This window comes from Hyphomicrobium sp. 01T421, from assembly GCF_056398805.1.
Window position 1 is genome coordinate 239,734 of the sequence record NZ_JBFTQC010000001.1, and the last position, 22,080, is coordinate 261,813.

16 protein-coding genes are annotated in these 22,080 nt (G+C 59.7%); 7 read left to right on the forward strand and 9 right to left on the reverse strand.

Annotated features, from left to right (window positions below):
• Position 1: 1 nt before the first annotated feature.
• Positions 2-3,145: an efflux RND transporter permease subunit gene (locus AC1DK3_RS01185; RefSeq protein ID WP_477190477.1), complete on the forward strand. Its 3,144-nt coding sequence runs from the start codon at positions 2-4 to the stop codon at positions 3,143-3,145.
• A 108-nt stretch (positions 3,146-3,253) separates the two neighbouring features.
• Positions 3,254-5,158, forward strand: coding sequence for an aminodeoxychorismate synthase component I (gene pabB, locus AC1DK3_RS01190; protein WP_477190478.1), 1,905 nt, complete (start codon positions 3,254-3,256; stop codon positions 5,156-5,158).
• On the opposite strand, the gene AC1DK3_RS01195 is transcribed toward pabB, so the two are convergent.
• The 3 genes from AC1DK3_RS01195 to AC1DK3_RS01205 all read right to left on the reverse strand — a co-directional run bounded on the left by AC1DK3_RS01195 (position 5,129) and on the right by AC1DK3_RS01205 (position 7,648).
• Entirely contained in the window at positions 5,129-5,374 is a 246-nt protein-coding gene (locus AC1DK3_RS01195) for a hypothetical protein (RefSeq protein WP_477190479.1), read from the reverse strand. The two genes, pabB and AC1DK3_RS01195, sit on opposite strands and share 30 nt — an antisense overlap.
• Before the next feature lie 120 nt (positions 5,375-5,494).
• On the reverse strand, positions 5,495-5,710 hold the full coding sequence (locus AC1DK3_RS01200; protein ID WP_477190480.1) for a hypothetical protein: 216 nt from the start codon (positions 5,708-5,710) through the stop codon (positions 5,495-5,497).
• A 120-nt stretch (positions 5,711-5,830) separates the two neighbouring features.
• Complete coding sequence (locus tag AC1DK3_RS01205; protein ID WP_477190481.1) at positions 5,831-7,648, reverse strand: hypothetical protein; 1,818 nt, start codon at positions 7,646-7,648, stop codon at positions 5,831-5,833.
• A 564-nt stretch (positions 7,649-8,212) separates the two neighbouring features.
• On the opposite strand from AC1DK3_RS01205, the gene AC1DK3_RS01210 reads away from it, so the two are divergent.
• Complete coding sequence (locus AC1DK3_RS01210) at positions 8,213-9,031, forward strand: alpha/beta hydrolase (RefSeq protein ID WP_477190482.1); 819 nt, start codon at positions 8,213-8,215, stop codon at positions 9,029-9,031.
• Here the strand turns inward: AC1DK3_RS01210 and AC1DK3_RS01215 are convergent.
• Complete coding sequence (locus AC1DK3_RS01215) at positions 9,000-9,686, reverse strand: DUF2147 domain-containing protein (RefSeq protein WP_477190483.1); 687 nt, start codon at positions 9,684-9,686, stop codon at positions 9,000-9,002. The genes AC1DK3_RS01210 and AC1DK3_RS01215 overlap by 32 nt on opposite strands.
• A gap of 306 nt (positions 9,687-9,992) precedes the next feature.
• On the opposite strand from AC1DK3_RS01215, the gene AC1DK3_RS01220 reads away from it, so the two are divergent.
• From AC1DK3_RS01220 to AC1DK3_RS01230, 3 genes are read left to right on the forward strand one after another with little or no spacing between them, the layout of a single operon-like run.
• The gene (locus AC1DK3_RS01220) at positions 9,993-11,123 is read left to right on the forward strand and encodes an ABC transporter permease (RefSeq protein WP_477190484.1); all 1,131 of its coding nucleotides are present in this window, start codon (positions 9,993-9,995) and stop codon (positions 11,121-11,123) included.
• The gene (locus tag AC1DK3_RS01225) at positions 11,120-11,872 is read left to right on the forward strand and encodes an ABC transporter ATP-binding protein (RefSeq protein ID WP_477190485.1); all 753 of its coding nucleotides are present in this window, start codon (positions 11,120-11,122) and stop codon (positions 11,870-11,872) included. The genes AC1DK3_RS01220 and AC1DK3_RS01225 overlap by 4 nt, the downstream gene beginning before the upstream one ends.
• Positions 11,865-12,971, forward strand: a complete 1,107-nt coding sequence (locus AC1DK3_RS01230; RefSeq protein WP_477190486.1) for an HlyD family secretion protein — start codon at positions 11,865-11,867, stop codon at positions 12,969-12,971. The genes AC1DK3_RS01225 and AC1DK3_RS01230 overlap by 8 nt, the downstream gene beginning before the upstream one ends.
• A gap of 88 nt (positions 12,972-13,059) precedes the next feature.
• On the opposite strand, the gene AC1DK3_RS01235 is transcribed toward AC1DK3_RS01230, so the two are convergent.
• The 5 genes from AC1DK3_RS01235 to bcsS form a co-directional block, all read right to left on the reverse strand.
• Positions 13,060-14,109 carry a tellurite resistance TerB family protein gene (locus AC1DK3_RS01235; protein ID WP_477190487.1) on the reverse strand — a complete coding sequence of 350 codons (1,050 nt, stop codon included), beginning with the start codon at positions 14,107-14,109 and terminating at the stop codon, positions 13,060-13,062.
• A gap of 204 nt (positions 14,110-14,313) precedes the next feature.
• Positions 14,314-17,466 carry an efflux RND transporter permease subunit gene (locus AC1DK3_RS01240; protein WP_477190488.1) on the reverse strand — a complete coding sequence of 1,051 codons (3,153 nt, stop codon included), beginning with the start codon at positions 17,464-17,466 and terminating at the stop codon, positions 14,314-14,316.
• The gene (locus AC1DK3_RS01245; protein WP_477190489.1) at positions 17,466-18,680 is read right to left on the reverse strand and encodes an efflux RND transporter periplasmic adaptor subunit; all 1,215 of its coding nucleotides are present in this window, start codon (positions 18,678-18,680) and stop codon (positions 17,466-17,468) included. Before AC1DK3_RS01245 ends, AC1DK3_RS01240 begins: the two co-directional genes overlap by 1 nt.
• Positions 18,677-19,318 (reverse strand): TetR/AcrR family transcriptional regulator, encoded by a 642-nt coding sequence (locus AC1DK3_RS01250; RefSeq protein WP_477190490.1) that lies wholly within the window; start codon positions 19,316-19,318, stop codon positions 18,677-18,679. Before AC1DK3_RS01250 ends, AC1DK3_RS01245 begins: the two co-directional genes overlap by 4 nt.
• A 1,006-nt stretch (positions 19,319-20,324) precedes the next feature.
• A complete protein-coding gene (gene bcsS / locus AC1DK3_RS01255) occupies positions 20,325-21,179 on the reverse strand; it encodes a cellulose biosynthesis protein BcsS (protein WP_477190491.1) in 855 nt (284 codons plus the stop codon).
• A 436-nt stretch (positions 21,180-21,615) separates the two neighbouring features.
• Between bcsS and AC1DK3_RS01260 the strand changes: the two genes are divergently transcribed.
• Complete coding sequence (locus tag AC1DK3_RS01260) at positions 21,616-22,038, forward strand: hypothetical protein (protein WP_477190492.1); 423 nt, start codon at positions 21,616-21,618, stop codon at positions 22,036-22,038.
• Positions 22,039-22,080: the final 42 nt, after the last annotated feature.

Here is a 22,080-nt window from a genome sequence, read left to right on the forward strand (position 1 = left end):
AATGTTCTCAGCCATCTTCATTGATCGGCCCCGCTTAGCGATTGTCATTGCTCTTATTATTGCGATCGCCGGTCTGCTCGCGCTTTCGCAGATTCCAGTCGAGCAGTTTCCAAACCTTGTCCCGCCTCAGGTCCAAGTTTCGACGACATATCCGGGCGCCTCGGCCGCCGTCGTCGAATCCTCCGTCGCCCAGCCGCTTGATGCCCAGGTGATCGGCGTCGACAAGATGCTCTATATGAAGTCGAACAGCGCCAACGACGGCAGCTACGGTCTCACCGTGTCGTTCGAGCTGGGAACCGACCCCGACATCGATACGGTCAACGTCAACAATCGTGTGCAGGCAGCTCTTTCGAGACTTCCCCAAGAAGTCCAACACCAGGGCATCACGACACAAAAACGATCGTCGGCAATCTTGCAGTACATTTTTCTTTACTCCGATAACGGCAAGCAAGATCCGCTATTCATAACCAATTACGCGACGATCAATGTAATCGATCGCTTGTCCCGCATCGATGGCGTCGGACAGGCGAGCCTCTCCGGCGCGCAAAAATACTCGATGCGCATTTGGTTCAACGCGCAACGCCTCACCAACCTGGGCCTTCAACCGTCCGATGTCGTTGCGGCCGTTCAGGCGCAAAACGTGCAAGCGCCGATTGGACGTATCGGCGCACAGCCCGCCTTGCCGGATCAGCAGTTTCAGATGAACCTGCAGACGCAGGGAAGGCTCCAGACGCCAGAGCAGTTTGGCAATATCGTCATTCGTTCAAATCCCGATGGCTCGTTGCTCCGCGTACGCGACGTCGCCCGAACGGAGATGGGCGCTCAGAGCCTCGACACCCACAGCCGCTTGAACGGCAAGCCAGCGGTTTCGATTGCCATCTATCTCTCTCCCGGCGCCAACGCGGTGAGGACGTCGGCGAGCGTCGCCAAAGCTCTGGATGAGCTATCCACGAGATTCCCCGAAGGGCTTAAATCGCGCATCGTCTATGATAGCTCGACGTTCGTCGGCGATACGATCCATGAAGTCATTCGCACGATTTTCGAAGGCTTCGTTTTGGTTATCCTCGTCGTATACCTCTTTCTCGGAAGTCTGCGCGCAACGATCATTCCGGCGGTCGCCATTCCAGTCAGCCTGATCGGCGCGTTCGCCGTCATGATTGCGATGGGCTATTCAGCCAACACCGTCTCGCTTCTCGCGCTGGTGTTGGCAATCGGCATCGTCATCGACGATGCAATCGTGGTCGTTGAAAACGTTGAACGCGTGATGGAAGAGGAGCCGGAGATCTCGCCCGTTGAAGCAACAAAAAAAGCGATGCGGCAGATCACGGGGCCGGTGATCGCCATCACGCTCGTGCTGCTTTCGGTGTTCGTTCCCATCGCCTTCATTCCAGGCCTGACGGGAGAACTCTTTCGTCAGTTCGCAGTAACGATTTCGGCAGCAATGCTGATTTCTGCATTGAACGCTCTGACGCTTTCACCCGCGCTTTGCGCGCTGTTTCTCCGGCCTCAGGAGAAGCGCGGCGTGATGGGATACGTTCTCAGGTGGATTGACCGCGTGCGGGCCGGATATGGATTGATCGTCCGGCGGTTGGTCCGCGTGTCCTTCCTGGGCGTCGTAACCATCATCGCGTGTGGTGTCGGAATCTTGCTGATGTCGAAAATCACGCCGACCGGATTCATCCCCGAGGAGGACCAAGGCGCGTTCTTCATTTCGGTTCAGTTGCCGGATGGCGCATCCGTCAATCGCACGACCGGCGTCGTCGAGCAGGTCGAAGATGTCTTGAGGGAAATGCCCCAGATCAAAGATATGATCGCAATCATTGGCTTCTCCATCCTGGACAGCGGCGCGCAGCCGAATTCCGCCTTTATGGTTGCCCGTCTGAAGCCCTTTGCAGAACGCACGGCCCCGGGGGATTCCGCTCAGGCCTTGATCGCCAAGGTGACGGAAGCCGTGCAACGGATCAGCACCGCGCAAATCTCGGCGTTCAATGTGCCGCCCATCGTCGGCCTGTCGACGACCGGTGGTTTCCAATATCAGCTTGAGAATCTCGAAGGGACTAGTCCCGAGGCAATGGGCAGCGTCATGCAGGGGTTGATCGCCGCTGCAAATCAGAACCCGGATTTGCGGCGCGTATTCTCGACGTTCACCGCGTCCAATCCCTCGATCTACCTGGATATCGATCGCGCGAAGGCGCAGGCTTTGGGTTTGGAGATCGCCAATATTTTCGCGGCCCTCCAATCGACCCTCGGCGGCACCTACATCAACGATTTCAATCTTTATGGACGCACGTGGCAGGTCAACCTTCAGGGCGAGGCAGCCGATCGCAGCAAGATAGATGCAATTTGGAAAGTCTACGTTCGCAACAACACCGGCCAGATGGTGCCACTGCGCTCCGTCGCAACCATATCGACAGTCCTCGGGCCGCAGACGATCGCCCGCTACAACAACTATCGCTCGATAACGATCAATGGCTCGCCGGCGCCCGGCGTCTCTTCGGGGACCGCGCTGCAAGCGATGACGGACATTTCAGCGAAGACGCTCCCGCCCGGCTATGGATTTGAATGGACCGGGACCGCTTACCAGGAACATGAATCGCAAGGGCAGACCAGCATCATCCTAGGCCTCGCGGTCCTGTTCGCGTTCCTCTTCCTCGTCGGGCTCTACGAAAGCTGGATGATCCCGATTCCGGTTCTCCTTTCGGTTACCGTTGGCGTGTTGGGCTCCTATGTTGGAATAAAGCTCGCAGGGCTGTCGCTCGACATCTACGCGCAAATCGGGCTCGTCGTTCTCATTGCGCTCGCCGCGAAGAACGGCATCCTGATCGTCGAATTCGCGAAGGAGCGCCGGGATGAGGGTCTTTCAATTCACGAAGCGGCCATACTCGGCTCCGAGATGCGGTTTCGCGCCGTCATTATGACGTCCATCGCATTCATCCTTGGCCTGCTTCCGCTCGTCATCGCGACTGGGGCGGCGATGATCAGCAGACGAGACGTGGGAACGCCTGTCTTCGCGGGCATGCTCGCCGCGAGCCTCATCGGGATTTTCATAATCCCGATGCTGTATGTCGTGTTCCAGACGATCCGCGAGCGCGCCAAAACCTATTTCGGAAGTGGCCCGGCAGACAAGAGCCATCCGGCTAGCTGAGGCGGGGGGCGAGTGGAGGTCGGCGGCTAAGGCATGACGGCGAAATCGCGCAGATTTGCCGGTGACGACGGTGTGGTAATCCCACGACGGCCGGGCTAGAAGCGCCCTATGAATTCCTCTTCCTCAAAAAGCGCAGGGATCCCCGCTTCGGCCCCGTCCAATATCGGCTCTGAAGGATCGGTCAGGCCCACGCCGACCCTCGCCGAAGGCTTCGTGCTGCTCGACAACAGCACAAGCCTCGAAGCCGTATCGAAGCTCTTCGAGAAGCCGGTCGAGATCATTCGCGCCGACGCTCCGGAAGACGTCGAAGCGGCGCTGGCGGCGCTCCAGGCCGGCATTGCCCGAGGCCTGCACGCGGCAGGGTTTTTCTCTTACGAGCTCGGATACCTGCTTGAACCGAGGCTGACGCATCTTCTGCCGGCGCGGTGCAAGGTGCCCTTCCTTTGGTTCGGCCTATACACCGCCCCCCGCGAAATGACAGGCGCCGAGGTCCAGGGATGGCTGACGCAAGAGGCAATCGGCAATCCGACGCTGGGCGAACTGGCTCATAGCTGGGACAGCGTCTCGTACTTGAAGCGTTTCGAGGAAGTTCAAAAGAACATCCGCAGCGGCGACATTTACCAGCTCAACCTCACGTTCAAAGCAAAGTTCAATCTCGAAGGCTCGCCGCTCGCCCTCTACCGCGACCTCCGCCTGAAACAGCGCGTCGCTTATGCGGGCCTCGTCGATACCGGTGATGTAACGATCCTCTCCGCGTCGCCGGAACTCTTCATCGATCTCCATGATCGCCTCATTGAAACTCGGCCGATGAAGGGAACCGCGCCGCGCGCCGGCACGCCCGAAGGCGAAGCCGAGGTGCGCCACGGACTTTCGACCGACGTCAAAAACCGCGCCGAAAATTTGATGATCGTCGATTTGATGCGCAATGACTTGGGCCGCATCGCCGACCTCGGATCGGTAAGCGTAACGGATCTCTTCACGATCGAGACATTCAAGACCCTTCATCAGATGACATCGGGCGTTCGCGCACATCTAAGGGACGGCGTCGGCATCACGGACATTCTGAAGGCTATCTTTCCGCCGGGTTCCATCACCGGCGCTCCGAAGATCAGGGCAATGGAGCTGATCCGCGAACTCGAAACCGAAGCTCGCGGCGTCTATTGCGGAGCCATAGGAAGTTTCTCGCCGGACGGTTCGGCGCAATTCAACGTCGTGATCCGCACGGCCGTTATCGATCGCAAGGGCGCCGGCGAAATGGGCATAGGCTCGGGCATCGTCGCCGATTCCGACGGGCCGAAAGAATATGCCGAGTGCCTGCTCAAGATGAAGTTTCTGACCGATCCCGTTCGGCGCTTCGAACTGATCGAAACGATGGTCTACGTGCCGGACGACGGCGTGTGGCTCAGGGGCTATCACCTCGCACGGCTCGCGGCATCGGCGGCTTATTTCGGATTTGCCTACGACGCAACGAAAGTGCGCGACGCAATCGATGCGGCGATCGCAGAGCAGCCCGATAACCGGCTGCGCGTAAGGCTCCTTCTTGATGAGGATGGGGCAACCTCAGTGACCGCAACTCCGCAGCCGGAAACCGCAGCCGACGCCGTCATGCGCTACGTCATCTCCGACACGCGCTTGAACAGTGGCGATCTGTTTCTCTACCACAAGACAACGCGTCGAGAGCTCTATGACCGGGAATGGAAACACTATTCCGATACGCTCGGCGCCGATGAAGTGATCTACCTCAACGAGAACGGCGAGCTCACGGAAGGCAGCCGCACCACGATCTTCATCGAAAGGGATGGCAGGCTCTTAACGCCACGCCTCGCGGCGGGTCTTCTGCCCGGAACGCTTCGGGCAGCTCTTATCGATGAGGGGAGAGCCGTCGAGGCCCCGCTGAGGATTGAGGATATCAACTCGGCACGCGCGATCTACCTCGGAAACTCGGTGCGTGGTCTTGTTCGCGCCGAGCCTCTTGTGCCTCGCCTATCGGGCGACCACAGGCACCAGGACTGATCCCTTGTCGGTTCCGTTATCGACGGGCCATTGCGAGACGGGGCTTACCGTCTTCACGGAATTCTTCGTCTCGTGATGAGAAGCAACGGCGATCGCCGCGAGAGCCGCAAGCGTCAATGCAACAGCGGTCACGATGGCTTTCGATGAAAGCCGCGCGCGCCGTGCAAAGACTTGAGGAATCTCTTTCGTCATGCCTTGAGCGATAATCAGCAGCATGACGTCGCTCTAGTCCGCCGGATGCCGCGCGACACCTGCGCACATCGTGAACGGACGGTCTCAGAAAGAAGAAAAATTGCTTCAAACCTTCAGTGAACGATGATCGAATTCGGCGTGCGCTTACATCCCTCGGACCATGCAACCGAGCATAAGGATCGCGTACGAGCCGAGCATCGCCCAGGATTCGTTTCCGGTGAGCCAAGGGATCTCTGCACCGAAGAATTTCGACATCAAAACGATCACCGTAAGGATCACTGAAAGCATAAAAGTTACAATACCCGGCGCCTTCAATCCCATGTCGTGCACTCCCTCCTCGGCTCTAAATCGAACGCGCATGTGTCCGCCCCCCTTGGTCTCATGGGTTCACAATCGCGAATCTTTATAGCAGGCGCCGCAGCGCCTTGAGACCAGCCTCCGGCGATTGCATGTGGATAGCTTCGAGCGGTGCCGATTTGCCTAGGCGCGGCCCGCCGGGGCACCGCCACCCGGCATTCGCCTCGGACGGAACAGCCGGGCGAACCAGGCGAGCAGGATAAAGCCGGCGAGGCCCGCGCCCGCAACCGCTTGCGGATGCTTATCCCAGAGCAACAGCGGCGCGACACGGCCATCCCAGACGAGCTTCAGATCATCTCCCAGCACCTTGGTGGAATAGCCTGACGATGGCGCGAGCATCATGTCGGCCGCGGCGCCCTGATCGTTGCTTGCTAATATGCGTTCGCGAACATGTCGCGAGGCGAGGATTTGCATTTTGGCGGGATCAGCCGAGACGGCCCGCAAAACCTTCTCACGCGGGCCCGGCTTCAATCCTGAGAGGTACCCCGCCAGCGCCCGAAGCTCGTCTTCCGAAAGTGACCGGAGCAGGCTGTCCAGATCGCTCGAGTTGAGCGTGAACAGCATCTCGCGCGCAGCCGGAGGCACGCTCCCGATCCGGATGATCGCTATCCGGTCGTTGAGGGCGAGAATGCGGTCGAGCGAAGCCCGGGTGAGGTCCTTCGGCGACATCCGCTTATGCAACTCATATTCGGTCACGCGCCCGAGCTGATCGCCGGCAAGTGCCGTCCAGTCGAGGCCGGCCCCGACCGATTTCAGGTCGCGCGCGATCTCGAGGCCCTTGTCGGGCATCAGGTGCACAGCGCTGTTGAGCGAACCGTCCTGAAGACGCTGCAGGATCGACGGCTCGCCTTCCGAAGCGACGAGGATCGACACCACCTCATCGAGCCGCGGCAAGGCGTCGGGCTTCACGCCGTCGAGGAATTTCCGGAATTCACCGTTCTCGTCCGCGATCCGGAGCACGAGCGCGTGCGCCCGCCGGAACGTCTGCCAAACGTTGATGACGTTTTCGGCTGCGGCGTTCGCGATCGCCGCCACGTGTTCGTTCATCTGCTCTTGGAGAGTATTGGCAAGTTCTTCGCGAACCTTGTCCTTTGTCGCCGGAGCTTTCATTTCGGTGGCGATGATCGGCAACACGCCGTTGCGGAAGTCCCAGAGGTCTTTGGCGATCAGGACCAGGCCGACGCCGCCCGCCACGACCGACACGAGTCGCGAAAGAACGCTGCCGACGATGCGCTGCCCGACACGCTCGGCGAGATTTGCGAGCTGTCGCCGTACGATCAGGATCGTTGCGCCGGCAAGTCCGCCGCTCGTCTCCTTCAGCACCGCACCAGCCCCGACGCCGCCCGATCCTTTGTTCGGATCGACCACGACACCTTTGCTCGCGTCGCTCGCAAGGGCGTCCGCGACGGCGCTTCCGTAGCGCGGGGCGACATAGGCTCTGAGGCAATCGAGCAGCGGGCCCGTTGCGTCCGAGCTTGCGAACTCGATGGACTTGCCGACTTCCGCGGCGACGCCGGACGCCAAATCCTCGATGCCGGCCTTGACCGCATCCGAACGGTACACGCGCTCGGCGACCATCGTGGCGAGCTGCTGCGACTTTTCGCTATTGGCGAGGGACTGGAGCCGGTCCGACCAGCTCGTCTCGTTCGTTATCTCCGCGACTGCGATATCGACGCGGCTGTCGATGATCTGGTCGAGATTCCTTTGCCGCCATTGATCAGCGACTAACGCCTTGTAGTCGATGGATTTTGTGCCGTTCGAGATGGCGTCTGTCGCGATGGCGACGACGGCGGCCTTCAAAGCCCCATCGTCCTTTGCCTGACAGGCTTCATAGTCCGCACGGCTGATCGGGTCTGCAACGGCGGTGGGCAGAGGCAGCTGACACAACACCAAAGCCGTGGCTGTCAGCAGCGAAACGGGCAGGCGCAAGGAAACAGTCACTTCAACTCAGTCCCCGGCAGGTCCTACCGGTGGGCTTCCGCGGGACGCGGCCGGTAACGCCAGTTTAAGTATAAAGCATCGTTTCCGCGGGAACAGTGTCTAGAAGCTTTGGGTTGGTCGATAATCGCGCGGCGCGGACCCCATTTCCTATTTTCGCGCCAAAAACGCGATCTGGGACGAGCCTCTGATCCCGAGGAACCGAAATGAATCAAAGTGATTGTCAAAAAGGCGTAATTGCATGTTGCAACGCAGCAACTTCGAGCGGCAAACCGCGGCGCGGCATGAAGTCCACCTTAACCAATCGTCAGTAACCTGACGTCAAAACCTATGGTGTTTTCAGCAACTTCGTAATACCTTCACAACACAAATCTCAACTGCGGGTATATGCAAAAAAGCTCAAATCTGCGGCGACGCGACAAAGTTGCGTTGGCATCTGAAGCTGCTGCGTCGTAATTAGCGTTCCACAGGGTAATAACGAGTTCAACGTAGGTAATGAAAAACCAAGAAAAATTTCAGCCTCCTCGCGGAAGCGTTTACATTCCCGGTGGGAAGTCGGGGGTTTTGTTGATCCATTCTCTCGGCGGTTCGCCGCTTGAGATGAAAGCCGTTGCGCACGCGCTCTCCCGCAAGGGAATGACGGTCTATTGTCCGGTCGTCCCCGGGCTGACGTTCGGTACCGACGTCTCCGGCCTTTCGACGTGGCAGGACTGGTACAAATCGGTCTCGGACGCGTTCGATCATTTGCGCAGCGTATGTGACAACATCATCATCGGCGGCGCTTCGGCTGGCTCTATCTTGGCTCTGCGCCTCGCGGCCTACCGTCAAGACCAAGCCTGCGGCGTGATGCTTTATGCGCCGACGCTTGCAGTCAACGGCTGGGCGATCCCGAAGGCCATCAAGCTTTTCCACCTCGTCACCGACAAGTGGACCGCGCGCCTTTTCAAATTCCGCACACCGGCGCCCTACGGCATCAAGGATGAGCGCGTTCGCAATTTCGCTCTCGATTCGATGCGTGGCACCGATAACATGCCGGCCGAYATCACCGAGCGTGGTGGCGGCACCGTCTAYGAATTCTTCTGCCTCGTGCGCAACGTCCGGCCGATGCTGCCGCTCGTGAAGCTGCACACGCTGATCTTCCACCCCCGCCACGACGACCAGAGCGACATCAAGAATACGATGGCACTCCAGCGCCAGCTCGGCGGCATGGTTGAAGTTTCAGTTCTCGACGACAGCTACCACTTGGTGACGCTTGACCGTCAACGTGGCTATGTCGTTGAGCGGACAACGGAATTCGTTGATCGCCTGTTGGCCCGCCAGGCCGACAAGGTCGTGGTTCAGAAACCGGCTTCGACTAATTCGAAGCAGCTGGGGGCGGCTGAGTAGCCGCCTCTTTTACGGCAGCCTTTTTCTTATGTGGCGCAGTCGCGACGTTGGCGCCTCCAAATTTGGAGGCGTCTGATGCGGACTTGGTCGTCTTCTTCGTGGCGCCCGTCGCCTGCTTTTTCGCATCGCCCGGCTTCACTTGGGTCGGCGCGGCTGCGGCATCCGGAGCGCACGACGGCAAATCCGCTGGCGCACGCGTCCAGATGAACGATTTGCCTAGAAAACGCATTCCCTTGTAGCCGGTCACCTTGAGGGTATCGCCGTCGATGAGATCCAAGGCGACGTCATAGGATTTGCCTTCCTTCGGATCGTAAACCCAGCCGTTGTCGAAACCACCGCTCGACAGCTGCTCGAGATTGCCCAGAACCGGCAAGCCGCAGATCGGACGCGCACGCTGCGAAGCATCGGGATTGTATCTGTCGATCTTGGGTTGCCCGTCGGCAGCCATGGGCTCTTCGAGCCAATAGATCTTTCCGCAAAGCGTCGTCGGAGTGCAGATCTCGATCTTGACCGCACCCTTGCCGGTGTCGTCGTACCAGACGCCGACTTCTTTGGGATCGGCGGCCGCCGCAGTAGGTCGGATGGCGAAACCGAATAAACAGGCTGCGGCAACCAGAGCAACGCCTGAACAATTCGCAATGTTTAAATTACGCATGACAATAAACCGCAGATGGAATTTCAACTTCAGTACTCCTATGCCCTGAAAGCGGCAAAACATTGGAACTTATTTGTTAAACCCTTGCTAAGGCTTTAGGAGAAAGCCTTTTACGTCGGAAATTAACCCCGGCGGCATGGTTCGAGGCGGAACGTGACGCGGACCGTTTTCGCGTTTCACTGTGGTCGCGACGAGACAATAGAGCTATATGACCCTGCATGAGGCGCGCCGGTATTAATGCGGAGCTCGCGCCTGTTGCAGGCCCTAAGGCCCCAATAGAAACATTCTGAGAGATCCGGCAGATACATGGTTTTTACTCTCGCGCTTCGTAACTTGTTGCACGATCGCGTTCGCTTGGCGGTTACGCTTATCGGTATTCTTTTCTCCATCGTTCTTGTGGCCGTGCAACTCGGTTTGTACCTCGGGTCGAGCCGGATGATCACGGCCAACATTGCCCGCTCCAACGCCGACCTCATCGTAACGACCTTCGGCGCCAAAAGCTTCGAGGACGGCGGCCTTCTTTTGGGCGATCGTGAACGCCACCAAGCCCTGGCAACGCCCGGCGTTGAAAGCGTCGTGCCTCTCGTCGTCGCCTTCGCAGAATGGCGGAAGCCTGAGGGCGGTTCCTCGCGGGTGGTCCTCGTTGGCGCCGATGCCGACGATCAGGGCCTTCTTCCGTGGGGCCTCATTCAAGGCTCGGTCGAGGACATCAAAGCGCCTGACGCCATCGCCGTCGATAGCACCTATTTGAGCGAACTTGGCGTCAACGGCATCGGTGACACCGCGCAGGCGGCTGGCGGCCGCGTCAAGATCCGCGCGCTGACGGAAGGTATCCGCTCCTTCACCCAATCGCCCTATGCCTACACGACTCTTAACCGTGCTCGTCAATTGCTCGGCGCCGATGATGACAAGTCGACGTTCCTCCTCGTGAAGCTTGCCCCGGGAGCGAACATCACGGAAGTTCAGAAAGATCTCGGGAAGCGCCTCGATTCAGCTGACGTCTTGACCAAGGATGAATTCGAAAGCCGCAGCCTCAAGCAGTGGCTGTTCCGCACGGGTGCGGGCTTGGCCCTCATTGGCGGCGCTATCCTCGGAAGTCTCGTCGGCACGGTGATTGTCGCGCAGACTCTGTATTCGAGCACGAAAGACCATATTCACGAATTTGCCACGCTCCGCGCGCTCGGATCGTCGAGAGGCTATATCTATAAGGTGATCTTGGCTCAGGCCGGGCTAAGCGCGATCATGGGTTACGTGCTCGGCATGATAATCGCCTTATTAATACTCTACCTCAGTAGGAATTCGTCGTTGCCGCTGGTGATGACGCCGGGATTGGCATTCTGGCTTTTCGCACTGACACTCTTTATGTGCGCGATCTCGGCGCTTTCGGCCATCGTCAAGGTCACGAAGATAGATCCGGCTACGGTGTTTGCGCGATGACAACGACTCCCGTCATGCAGGCGGACAATATCGTCAAGGAGCTTGGCTCAGGTGCTGGCCTGGTGGTCGCCGTCAAAGGCGTATCGCTGGAACTGGTTCCCGGCGAGCTGACACTCCTGATGGGCCCCTCGGGGTCCGGAAAGACAACGCTTCTGTCGATCCTCGGCGGCATCATGAAACCGACATCGGGATCCCTCCGCATCGCGGATAAGGTGATCGACGGTCTCTCCGCCGAAGATCTGGCCAAGGTGCGACGCGAGCACCTCGGTTTCATCTTCCAGTCCTACAATCTGTTCCCGACGCTGAACGCCATCGAAAACGTTCGCATTGCGCTCGACGTCAGGGGCATCAAGGGCTTCGCTGCCACGAGCCGCTCGGAAGAGGTTTTGCGTGAAGTGGGTCTCGGCCATCGGCTGACCAACTATCCCCGCAACCTCTCAGGCGGCGAACAGCAGCGCGTTGCCGTTGCCCGCGCCATCGCAAGTTCACCGTCGATCGTGCTCGCTGACGAGCCGACCGCCGCTCTGGACAGCGAGAACGGCCACGCGGTGATGGCACTCCTATCTCGCATCGCCAAGGAACAACATCGCAGCGTGCTTGCCGTAACGCACGACCCGCGAACCTTGGGTTACGCCGATCGCGTCATACGCATCGAAGACGGCAGAATCGTCGGCGAAGAGCGCCGGCCGGAAGGCATAGATGCCCCCGAAATCACGGATTTGACGAAGAGGCGAAAGCTGCATGCTTAAGAAGATTGATCCCACCGTCGCAGCCATTGTGGTTGCTGGCGCCATAGCGCTGTCAGGTGGCTTTGCATTTAATTCTCTGACGAAGAGCGAAACGCTTTTCTCCAGCGTGGCGGGCTCGGCACATGCCGACACCACGGCTCCGGCTGCGCAATGGGCGGCATCCGCCACCGCGCGTGTCGAGCCGAAGGATGGTGAAGTCCGTATAGCGAGCGAAGTCGGCGGCAAGATTGCCGAAGTCCTGGCGAACACGAACGACCAGGTGAAGGCCGGCGACCTGCTGATCCGTCTCGAGGACGCAGACTATTACAACAAGATTGCCGCCGCATCCGCCGAAGCGAGCGTTCGCGAACGTGAACGCGGTGAGGAAGCGGCGACCGGTCCGGCACTCGATCGGCGCAACGCCGAGGACGCGGTCTCTAAAGCGCAGCGTGGCGTTTTCGCGGCCCATGAGGCTTTCGACGCAGCATTCCGCGCCTCGAAAACCGATAAGGGCAATGCCGAAGCAGTCGACAAGGCCCGTAAGGACCTGGTTGCCAAGGAAGACGCGTTGACGGCTGCGAAGGCGAAGCTCGCGCAGGTCAATGCTCAGGCAAACATGCCGCTGCAGCAGCGTCTGGAATCATCGCTGGCTCTCGCCCGTTCCGATCTGACCTCTGCCGAACTCGCCCTCGAGCGTACGCGCATCCGCGCCCCCGCCGACGGCACCGTTCTGAATGTTTTGGCACGCGTCGGCGAAACCGCCGTACCCTCGCCCGAGAGCTCCGTCGTCATCTTTGGCGACATGTCGAGCCTTCGCCTTCGCGCAGAAGTCGAAGAGCGCGATGCCGCAAGAGTTCATGTGGGCCAGCGCGTCGTCGTGAAGGCCGATGCCTTCCCGGATAAGACGTTCGAAGGCACCGTTACGTCGATCTCGCAGTCGTTGGCAGCCCCGCGCATCGCAAGCCGCGGTCCGCGCCGGCCGAACGACGTCGAAGTCGTCGAAGTGATGGTCTCCCTCGACGATCATCCGCCGCTCTTCACCGGTATGCGCGTCGACACGTTCTTCAAGCTCGACAATCAAGCTGCGAACGCATCGGCCAGCACGGCGAAAGCCAACTGAGCTATTTAACCTGAATGCAAAAAGGGCGTCCGCGATCAGCGGGCGCCCTTTTTCTTTGTGAAAGCCATTCGACTGATGCAAGCAGGCGTTAAGCGGCCGCCTGCCGCGCCGTCGCGTCGATCTGTGCGATCAGCCGCGGATCGAGCCTGAGCGTGTTCGCGAGTGACGCCAAAAACCGCTCTTCGGCGGGAGAATCGTCGGCAACGGCGATGCGGGCCGCAATGTAAAGTTGGACGGCTTCCTGAGGCGTGCTGACGGATTGAGCCAGCTCTTGGACGGTTGGCGGATCATTGAGCTCGTTCGCCAAGAAAGCTTCGGCCTCGCCGTCGAGACCTGCCTGCTTGAGCCCGCCCATGATCTTCTCTTGCTCGCCTGGGTCTATGCGCCCGTCGGCAAAGGCGGCTGCGATCATCGCCTGAAGATAGTGGACCGCAGCGTCGTTCGTCATGGCAGCCGGCTCGAAGCCCGATCCCGCCGGAGGCGGTTCGGGTGACATGGCGGCCTGAGGAGTGCCACTCTTGTCGACTGAGTCGTCGCCCGTAAGCAGCGGCTTGCCCGCCTCGTAATTCTGAAGGGCCTTGTAGGCCAAGCCGCCGAGCATCGCGAGCGCGCCAAGCTTCGCTGAATTTGCAGCCACCGACCGGCCGGTGCGTGTTCCAAGCAAAAGACCGCCGAGCCCACCGGCAGCCGCGCTCGATGCATAAGGATTATTTTGAATGAGGTCTTTGAGCTTGCCCAGCAGCTGACCCGCTTGCGGGTCGGAGGCTAGCCGCCCCAGAGCATCGCTTGCACCGGTTTCTTGCCCGATCCGTGCCGAACCTTCTTTGACGCCCTGCGTGGCCTGCGCGAGAACTCGGCTCAGAATATCGCCGATGCCGCCGCTTGATGACACCGAGCCGCCGGCTTGGCCAAGCTTCTCCCTGATCTGGCCGAGGATGGCTCCAAGATCGGCGCCAGCATCTCCCGTTTGAGCACCGGCTTGAGACGGCGCGGCCCCGGGCGATTGGGCCTGCCCCTGCGAGAGGGTTCGGCTGATCTGGTTCAGGATATCGCCGACTCCGCCGCTTCCGCCTGGTGCGGACTGACTTCCGCCTTGGGGATTGGTTCCGCTTCCGGCACTGCGGAGAATTTCATTCAAAATATCTCCAATGCTGCTACCGCCATTCGGCTGCTGCGTTGGAGTTGATGTTGATGGTCCCGCGGGCGCTGCGCCGCGAACAATACTTTCAAGCAACGATTTGGCGTCGAACATATCGGGTGTTCCTTCATTTGCGGCCCCTGGCTGAAAGGTAGGCACGCACCCCGTCGTCGACAATCCGATGCCGGTACTTTCCTTTCGAGTTTATTCCGCCGCGAGCGGCAACGGACGATGGCTCTGCTCGCCGTTATGGCCCGTGGTCCCGGACGCGCCCTGCGCCGGCTTGGTTTCGTCATCCGGCTCGTCCGTCGGACCGATGAAGCGCCCGAAAATGTGCTGCATCAACTTGCCGAGGTCATCCATCACGGTGAAGAACGAGGGCACGAACACCAGCGACAGCATCGTCGACACCAAGAGGCCGCCGATAACAGCGATCGCCATAGGCGCACGGAACTCGCCGCCGTCTCCGAGAGCGAACGCGCTGGGAAGCATGCCGGCGGCCATCGCCAGCGTCGTCATGATGATAGGACGCGCCCGCTTGCGGCCGGCGTCGATGATCGCCACGCCGCGCTCGACTCCGGCGGCGATCTCCTCGATCGCGAAGTCGACGAGCATGATCGCGTTTTTCGTCACGATCCCCATGAGCATCAACAGGCCGATATAAACCGGCATGCTGATCGGATTATTGGTGACGAGCAAGGCTAATGCCACGCCGCCGAACGACAGCGGCAACGACAGCAAGATCGTGATCGGCTGGAAGACGCTGCCGAACAGCAGGAGCAGCAGCCCGAGCACGATCAGAATGCCCGTTCCCATCGCCGTGATGAAACCGTCGGCGACTTCGTCCTGAACCTCGGCATCGCCCGATGGCTGCAACGTCACCGACGCGGGCAGCTTCTGCTTTTGAACGACATCGAGAAACCTCTCGCGCCCGGTGCTCATGGCGACGCCGCGATCGAGATCGACACCGATGACGGCGCGCCGCAACCGGTCGAAGCGCTCGACGGAGGCGGGGCCCCGTCCGAACTCGACGGTTGCAACCGCAGTTAACGGGATTGCTTTGCCCGCCGCATTGGTCAAGCGCAATTGCTCGATCTGCTTGAGATCGGTGCGCGTGCTTTCTTCAAGCTGCACGCGGATGGGGATTTGCCGGTCGCCGACCGTAAACTTTGCAAGGTTGAAACCAGCGTCTCCGATCGTCGCGACGCGAATGGCCTCCGCAATCTGATCGGGCGCGACGCCAAGGCGAGCGGCTTCGTCGAGGCGCGGAACGATCCGGATCTCCGGCCGTTCCGTCGAGCCGGACGCAGCAACGTTGCGGAAGCCCGGAACGCTGCGCAACGCTGTCTCCAACTTGCCGATTGCGACTTTGAGATCTTCACCGTTGCGCGACAGCATCGAAAACGACAGCTCCCGTTCGCCGCGCTCGTTGACGTACCAGGCGCGCGTATCGGGAACGTCGGAAATCTTCGCCGCGATGATGGCCTTGAGCTGCTTCTGCGTGAGCTTGCGCTGCGTCTTCGGAACGAGCTTCACGAAAAGCGCTGCACGGCGAACCTCGAGTTGGCCCGTCGGGCTCGTCCCGCCAAGCACGAACACTTGGCTGACTTCCGGAATTGTCCTCAGCGATTTGACGAGTTGGTCGGTCTTGTCTCGCGTTTCGTTGAGCTGCGTCCCCGGTGGAAGTTCAACTGCAACGACGACGCGAGACGTATCTTCATCCGGCAAAAAGCCGGTTGGAAGCAGCGTCGTCGCGTAGATCGAAGCGGAGAACAACGCAACGCCCGTTACGAGCGTCAGATATCGCCAACGAAGCGTTGCCGAAAGAAAGCGGGTGTAGGCGCGCATGATTGCGCCGTCCACATGCGGTTTCTCTGGAATGGGCCGCAAGAGATATGCGGCCATCATTGGCGTGATGAGGCGCGCGACTAACAGTGAAATGAGTACCGCGACCGCCACGGTCATGCCGAACTGCTTGAAGTACTGTCCGGCAATGCCGCCCATGAACGACACAGGCGCGAAGATCGCGACGATCGTCAGCGTGATGGCGATGACGGCAAGACCGATTTCGTCCGCGGCTTCGAGCGCCGCGCGATAAGGGGATTTGCCCATATGCATATGGCGCACGATATTCTCGATCTCGACGATCGCGTCGTCGACGAGAATGCCGGTTGCGAGTGTTATACCGAGCAGGCTGACGAGGTTTAGCGAAAAGCCAAGCGAGCTCATCGCCCAGAACGTCGGGATCGCGGCAAGCGGTAGCGCAACAGCTGCAATAGCCGTCGCCCGCCAGTTGCGCAAAAAGACGAGAACGACGAGAACCGCCAGAACGGCGCCCTCGATCAGAGTTTCCATCGCCGCGACATAGTTGCCGCGCGTGTACGCAACCGCGTCGTCGATCTTCGTTAGCTTGACATCGGGATACTCTGCTTCGAGCGTCTTTAGCGAAGCGTTGACGGCATCGGCAACCGAAAGGTCGCTCGTTCCCTTCGTGCGGAAGATTGAGAACGAGACGACGGGCTGGCCGTTGAGGCGTCCGAAGGTACGCTGCTCGCTGGCATCGTCGATGACGCGGCCGAGATCGCGAAGCCGAACCTCGCGGCCTCCGGCAAGAATGATTTTTCCGTCGGCGAAGGCTTCGACCTCGCGCGCGCCGGCAAGCGTGCGGATCGCCTGTTCCTGGCTGCCGACTTCCCCGCGGCCCGATCCGAGATCGACGTTCGTCGAGCGGACTTGGGCGTTCACCTGGGCCGCCGTTATGCCATAGGCCAGAAGCTTATCGGGATCGAGATTGACACGAATTTCTCTGTCGACACCGCCGTAACGCTCGACGCGGCCCACGCCCTTCGTTGCTTGCAGCTTCCGCTTTATGACATCGTCGACGTGCCACGAAAGCTCTTCGAGCGTCATGCCAGGCGATGTCGCCGCAAACGACAGGATCGCTTGTCCTTCGACGTCGATGCGCTCGACGACGGGCTCGTCGATGGTGCGCGGCAGATCGGCTCGAATTTTCGCAATCGCGTCTTTGACGTCGTTCAAAGCCCGGTCGGTATTTGTTTCGAGACGGAATTCCAGGACAGTCGCCGACAAGCCGTCGGTCAGCGTCGACGTGATGTGTTTGACGCCCGTGATGTTCGCAACGGAATCTTCGATGACTTTCGTCACCTGCGTTTCGAGTTCCGCAGGTGCGGCGCCCGACTGCGTGATCTTCACCGAGACGATCGGCACGTCGATGTTCGGAAAGYGCGTCACAGGCAGCGACTTGAAGCTGAGGATCCCGAGCAGCATCAAGACAGCGAAGAGCACAATGGCAGGGACGGGCCGGCGGATCGACCAAGCTGAGATGTTGATGCGCATTACTTCGCCTCGCTCAGCCGCGGCTCGGGAATAACCGGGCGCACGACGTCACCGTCGCGAAGGAATGTCCCCGCGCGCGTCACGACCAGATCGCCCTCGTTGACGCCCTTCTTGATCTCGACGAGGTCGCCCGCGATCAGGCCCACCGTGACGGAGTGCTTTTGAACCGTATCGTCCTTGACGACCTGCACGGTCGCGAGACCTTGATCGAATGTCACTGCGGATGAAGGCACGGCAAGGCCGCGGCTCCGCGCTGTTTCTATTCGCCCGCGGGCGTAGGAACCGATCCGCAGCGAGGGATTGTCGCCGAGGAAAATCTTGACGCGGCCGAGCCGGGTAGCCTTGTCGACTTCGGGCGCGATGAGGCGAACCTTCCCGTCGAAGTCGCCGTTCTGCGGCACCGTCACGATGGCCTTTTGCCCGACTTTGACCTTCTTCAACTCGGTCTCGACGATCTCGGCGTCGAGTTCGATCTCGCCGTTCTGGATGATGCGAAACATCGGCTCGCCGGCCGTCGACGCCATCGCGCCGATGCGCGCCATGCGCCGGCTGATGACGCCGTCCGCAGGCGCCGTTACTTCGGTATTGTTTCGCCGCCACATAAGTTCGCGGCGCTGGGCCTCGACTTGCGCCTTCTCGGCTTTCGCCGCCGTCAACCCGTCGCGCGCCGCAATGAGCTGCGCCGCGGTCGTGTGCGCAGCACTCTCGCGCTGATCGTAGGTGGCGCCCGAAAGATAGCCGGACTGCTTCAGCGGTACCGCGCGGTCGAACTGCGCGGCGGCCTCTTTCGACTGCGCCTCGAATTGCACGATTTGGCTTTCGGCCTGCGCGATCGCAGCATCTGACCGCGCGAGATTGGCGTCGTTTTGCGCGAGCTGCGCATCGAGTTGCTCCGCGACGAGGCGGGCGAGAACCTGACCCTTGTTGACTTTATCTCCCTCGTCCGCGAGCAGCTCGAGAACCCGCAAACCCTCGACCTCGGGAGAAACGAGGATCTCTTCACGCGGTACGAGCGAGCCGGAAACTGCCGCCGTCTCGACGAAATTATCGATGCCGACCTTCGAGACGGTGATTGTTGGAGCCGCGACCGGCTTCGCCGCTTCGAGCCTTTCGGCTTGCGCGGCTGCTGCGTGTTTTTTCTCGAGGTAGACGTAACCCCCTCCGGCCACCGCGCTCGCCGCAAGCAGGCCGAAGAAAAACTTTCTCATATTCATCGGCGCGCCTCGCGTGCGGAAACTTTCGAATGGGAAGTCTTCGGCTCCACTGGATTGAGCAATGTGCCGATGAGGTCGATCATGACTGGGAGGACGGCGCGCATGTCTGCCGTCGGATGGATGGCTCGCCGCCAGAACATGCCGTCGCCGATGACATTGAAAACCTTGACGAGTGTCTGGATGTCAGTCCGTGGCGCGATGCGCCCCTCTTCTTGGAGACGGAGAAACAACGCTTCGAAGTTGTCGGAGCAAAATTTGTCGACGCTCATGAAGATTTCGGCGATGCGCGGATTGCGCGTTGCCTCGATACCCATCTCGATGACGAACCGCTGCTTCTCGGCGCCCTCGTCGATGAAATAGTGCTGACCGATGGCGTTGAGCGCCTCGAGGAAGTCCGGCGCAGTGGCGAGAGAAGCGAAACGTTCGGCAAATTCCGCGCGGTCGCGCTCACAGAGCCCCGCGATCAGCGCTTCCTTGCTGTCGAAATAAACGTAGAGCGCGCCGGGGCTGACGCCCGCTTCCCGGCAAATCGTCTGCATCGTGGTGGCGTGAAATCCGCCATGAGCAAAGCATGTGAGCGCCGCGTCGAGAATGTGCTCTCGTCGGGCGCGCTGTGTATCTGGCTTGAGCTTCGGCATCGCGGCAATCGTCCGTGGGGGGGAGCAACAATAAAAGAACGAGCGTTCTGTTTGTCGAACGATTGCGGAGAGGTCAAGGCGAACAGGTGTTCGTTTTGTAAAAAATTCGGGGTGATCCTACGGGGCCACGGGGTGGATGCGGCTGCAACTCGATGCGTCCGCGAGCAAAAGTGCGGGCCGGTCAGCCGGGCCGAGGCAGAAGGATCATTTTTGCAAAAAAGAGGAGCAGTAGGTCCCGCAGCCCACCGCTCCTCTCTCAACCGCCCGAGCCTACGGCCGGGCGGATTTCGCAATCTCGCGAGATCGATAGCGCTCCGCAGGCCGTCGACCAAACGGTCCCGCGCAATCGCTGAAATCGATTATGTGATCGAAGAAGTACTTCGCCTCATATGGGCGCGCCTCTAAACGGTAATCCGAACATCGCAAACGGCAATGAAATGCGCAGGCATGGAGTAATTTCGTTTCGTCATCGGGATCGCGGGCCCCTCGGTGATCGGCAGTGCAATCAACACGGGCGCGTCTGATCCCCTGTCTTATAGCGCACTTTCTTGAAGCCCAATTCCTGAATCGCCAAAATGTTTCTCAATAAGCGTTGATTGAACGCAATCCGTCGCGAGGTGAGATTGAAATGCCTCACGTGATCAGGGTGTGCAGGGCCTGCCTGTGAAGATGCACAACGTTCCCGCTGGTCCGGTTAGACAGCGTTCTTCTGTATCTTGAGCTCGCGCCCAATTTGCGAAGTTCGGCCCAAGTGCGGGAGTTGCGCGAACTTTTGCGCGCCAGTTCGCTCGGGCCTTCGTTTTTGCGAGCCAGACGTAACTGGCTTCTTCGCCTCGCGCGACGATCGGCGAAGAAGCGCAACTGCCCGCGAGAACGGATATTGGAAAGGCGGCGAGTAGAAAAAGCAATGCGAGCATCAGAGCCGGGATCCTCGCCAGAGATGTATTCATTTTGTTTATCCCCGAAGATTGCCCCGCCGCTTTGTAATCAATCGCTATGACACGGCTTAGTATTGAAAAAGCACATTGACGGTTCCATAGGCCGAGGGATTTTCCGCCGCCCAATTCTCGACCCTCCAAAGCCCGCCGCTGGCTAGCGAAATCTCGCCGCCGCTCCATTCGTAACGCGTGAAGAGGCCAGCTCGTCCGTTCCAGGCGCCGTCGCCCGTTTCGACATTCTTGTCATAGCGAAGCTCGGGGCCGATCGATAGCTTCGGCGAGACGCGCCAGCCGGACCGCCACTGCGCCGCGGACTCGTTTCTCGCTGTCGAATAGCTGAGGTCGAGCGATGTCCAGGAATCCGCGCTGAGTGTGAGCCAGAATTCCAAGGCGCCTTTAACGCCGTAACGGGTACCGTCATCGCGGGCATCCGGATCACTCTTGAGATGATCCTTCGAAGACATCGTCGCGCCAGCGAATGCTTTCGCAGTCAGTCGGCCCAACTGCAGATGATATCCAAGCAGAACCTCGGCGTAGGAATGTCCGACTTGGTAGTGTTTCCGGCTGCGCCCATCTTCGCCGCAAATGTCGTTCGAAGTCGCATCACCGCAATTCGTGTGCGACGGGATGCTGTCGTAGCCGTACCGGCCATACCCCCCGCCCAGACGAAGACGCCATCCGTCGCTGTAGATATCCGGGCTACCAAGGGCGAAAGTCATTCCCGAATAGGCGAGCCATTGGTCGCGAGCCACGTCGAACCCGCCGGAAGCTTCTCGCCAGCCGTATTTCTCCTGGACCCAGTCCGTAGGTGGATCACTCGTTTGCGCTGATGCGGAGCTGGCAAGGAAAATCTGCGCGGCCGCGATGACCAAAGAGGCCACAACGGAGAGCAGGCACCAACGGCACTCCCCCAAACGCAACATTAATGCCGCCGACGCTCTTTACAAACGTTTGTATTAACCAAGCTGAACATAACGCTGAATGAAACGAAGAGCGTCAAGAAGAACGCAAGATGAACTAAGCAAAGTTCTTAAGTTCAATTAGAGATAAGCAGAATTTACGATTGTATAACTATGGTTGTGTAGCGTGGGGTTTTCCGCCTACTGACATTTTTCAACTTGATTGCATTTGATCTGAGTCATCGAACTGCAGTGAAGGCAGCGTACAATCTTTAGCTGCTCGTAGAGATGCGGTTGCTGCCCTTGAATGGATTGCCAAAGCACGCATCTGTGAACTGCGGCCCGCGGGCTGCCGTGATACTGACCCACAATTAGCGCAAGTTACAGTTATTGGCGCAGAAGCTTTGAAAAGTTGGCCGTCGAGGGCCGCAGCATATTTTGTGTCTGGGAGGACGCAGCAATGGCATATGAAGAGGGCACGCGTACCACGAATACTTCGCTCTACTATCCATTCTATCAGCAAGCCTTTGAATTGGCCGACAGTACATCGATGTTCTGGCAGCCTTTTCTGAAAGCTGCTGGCCGGACGCAGCTGGAGGTCGCAAGCTTGCAAGCGCGCCAAGCACAGGCGTTTGTCCATTGGGCGCATCGAATGATGCAGCCGGCGACACCGGTCGACGTGCTCAGCGCGCATGCTCAGTTTTGGGCGACGATCACCGGGCATTACATAGAGACCGTCCCGCGCGTCGCGGCTGCGGTGGAGAAAGCTACCGAGGCGGTCACGCCGAAGGTGCTGCCCTTGCCGTCCAAGCCGGCTAGAGACGGTTTGATACTTCTGGATCGCCAGCCTTCCGGCGAAACGCCAGAGCGCAGAGTGGCCTGAGAGCGCAGGGTCGCCTGACGTTCGCGTCAGCCAACCGAAACG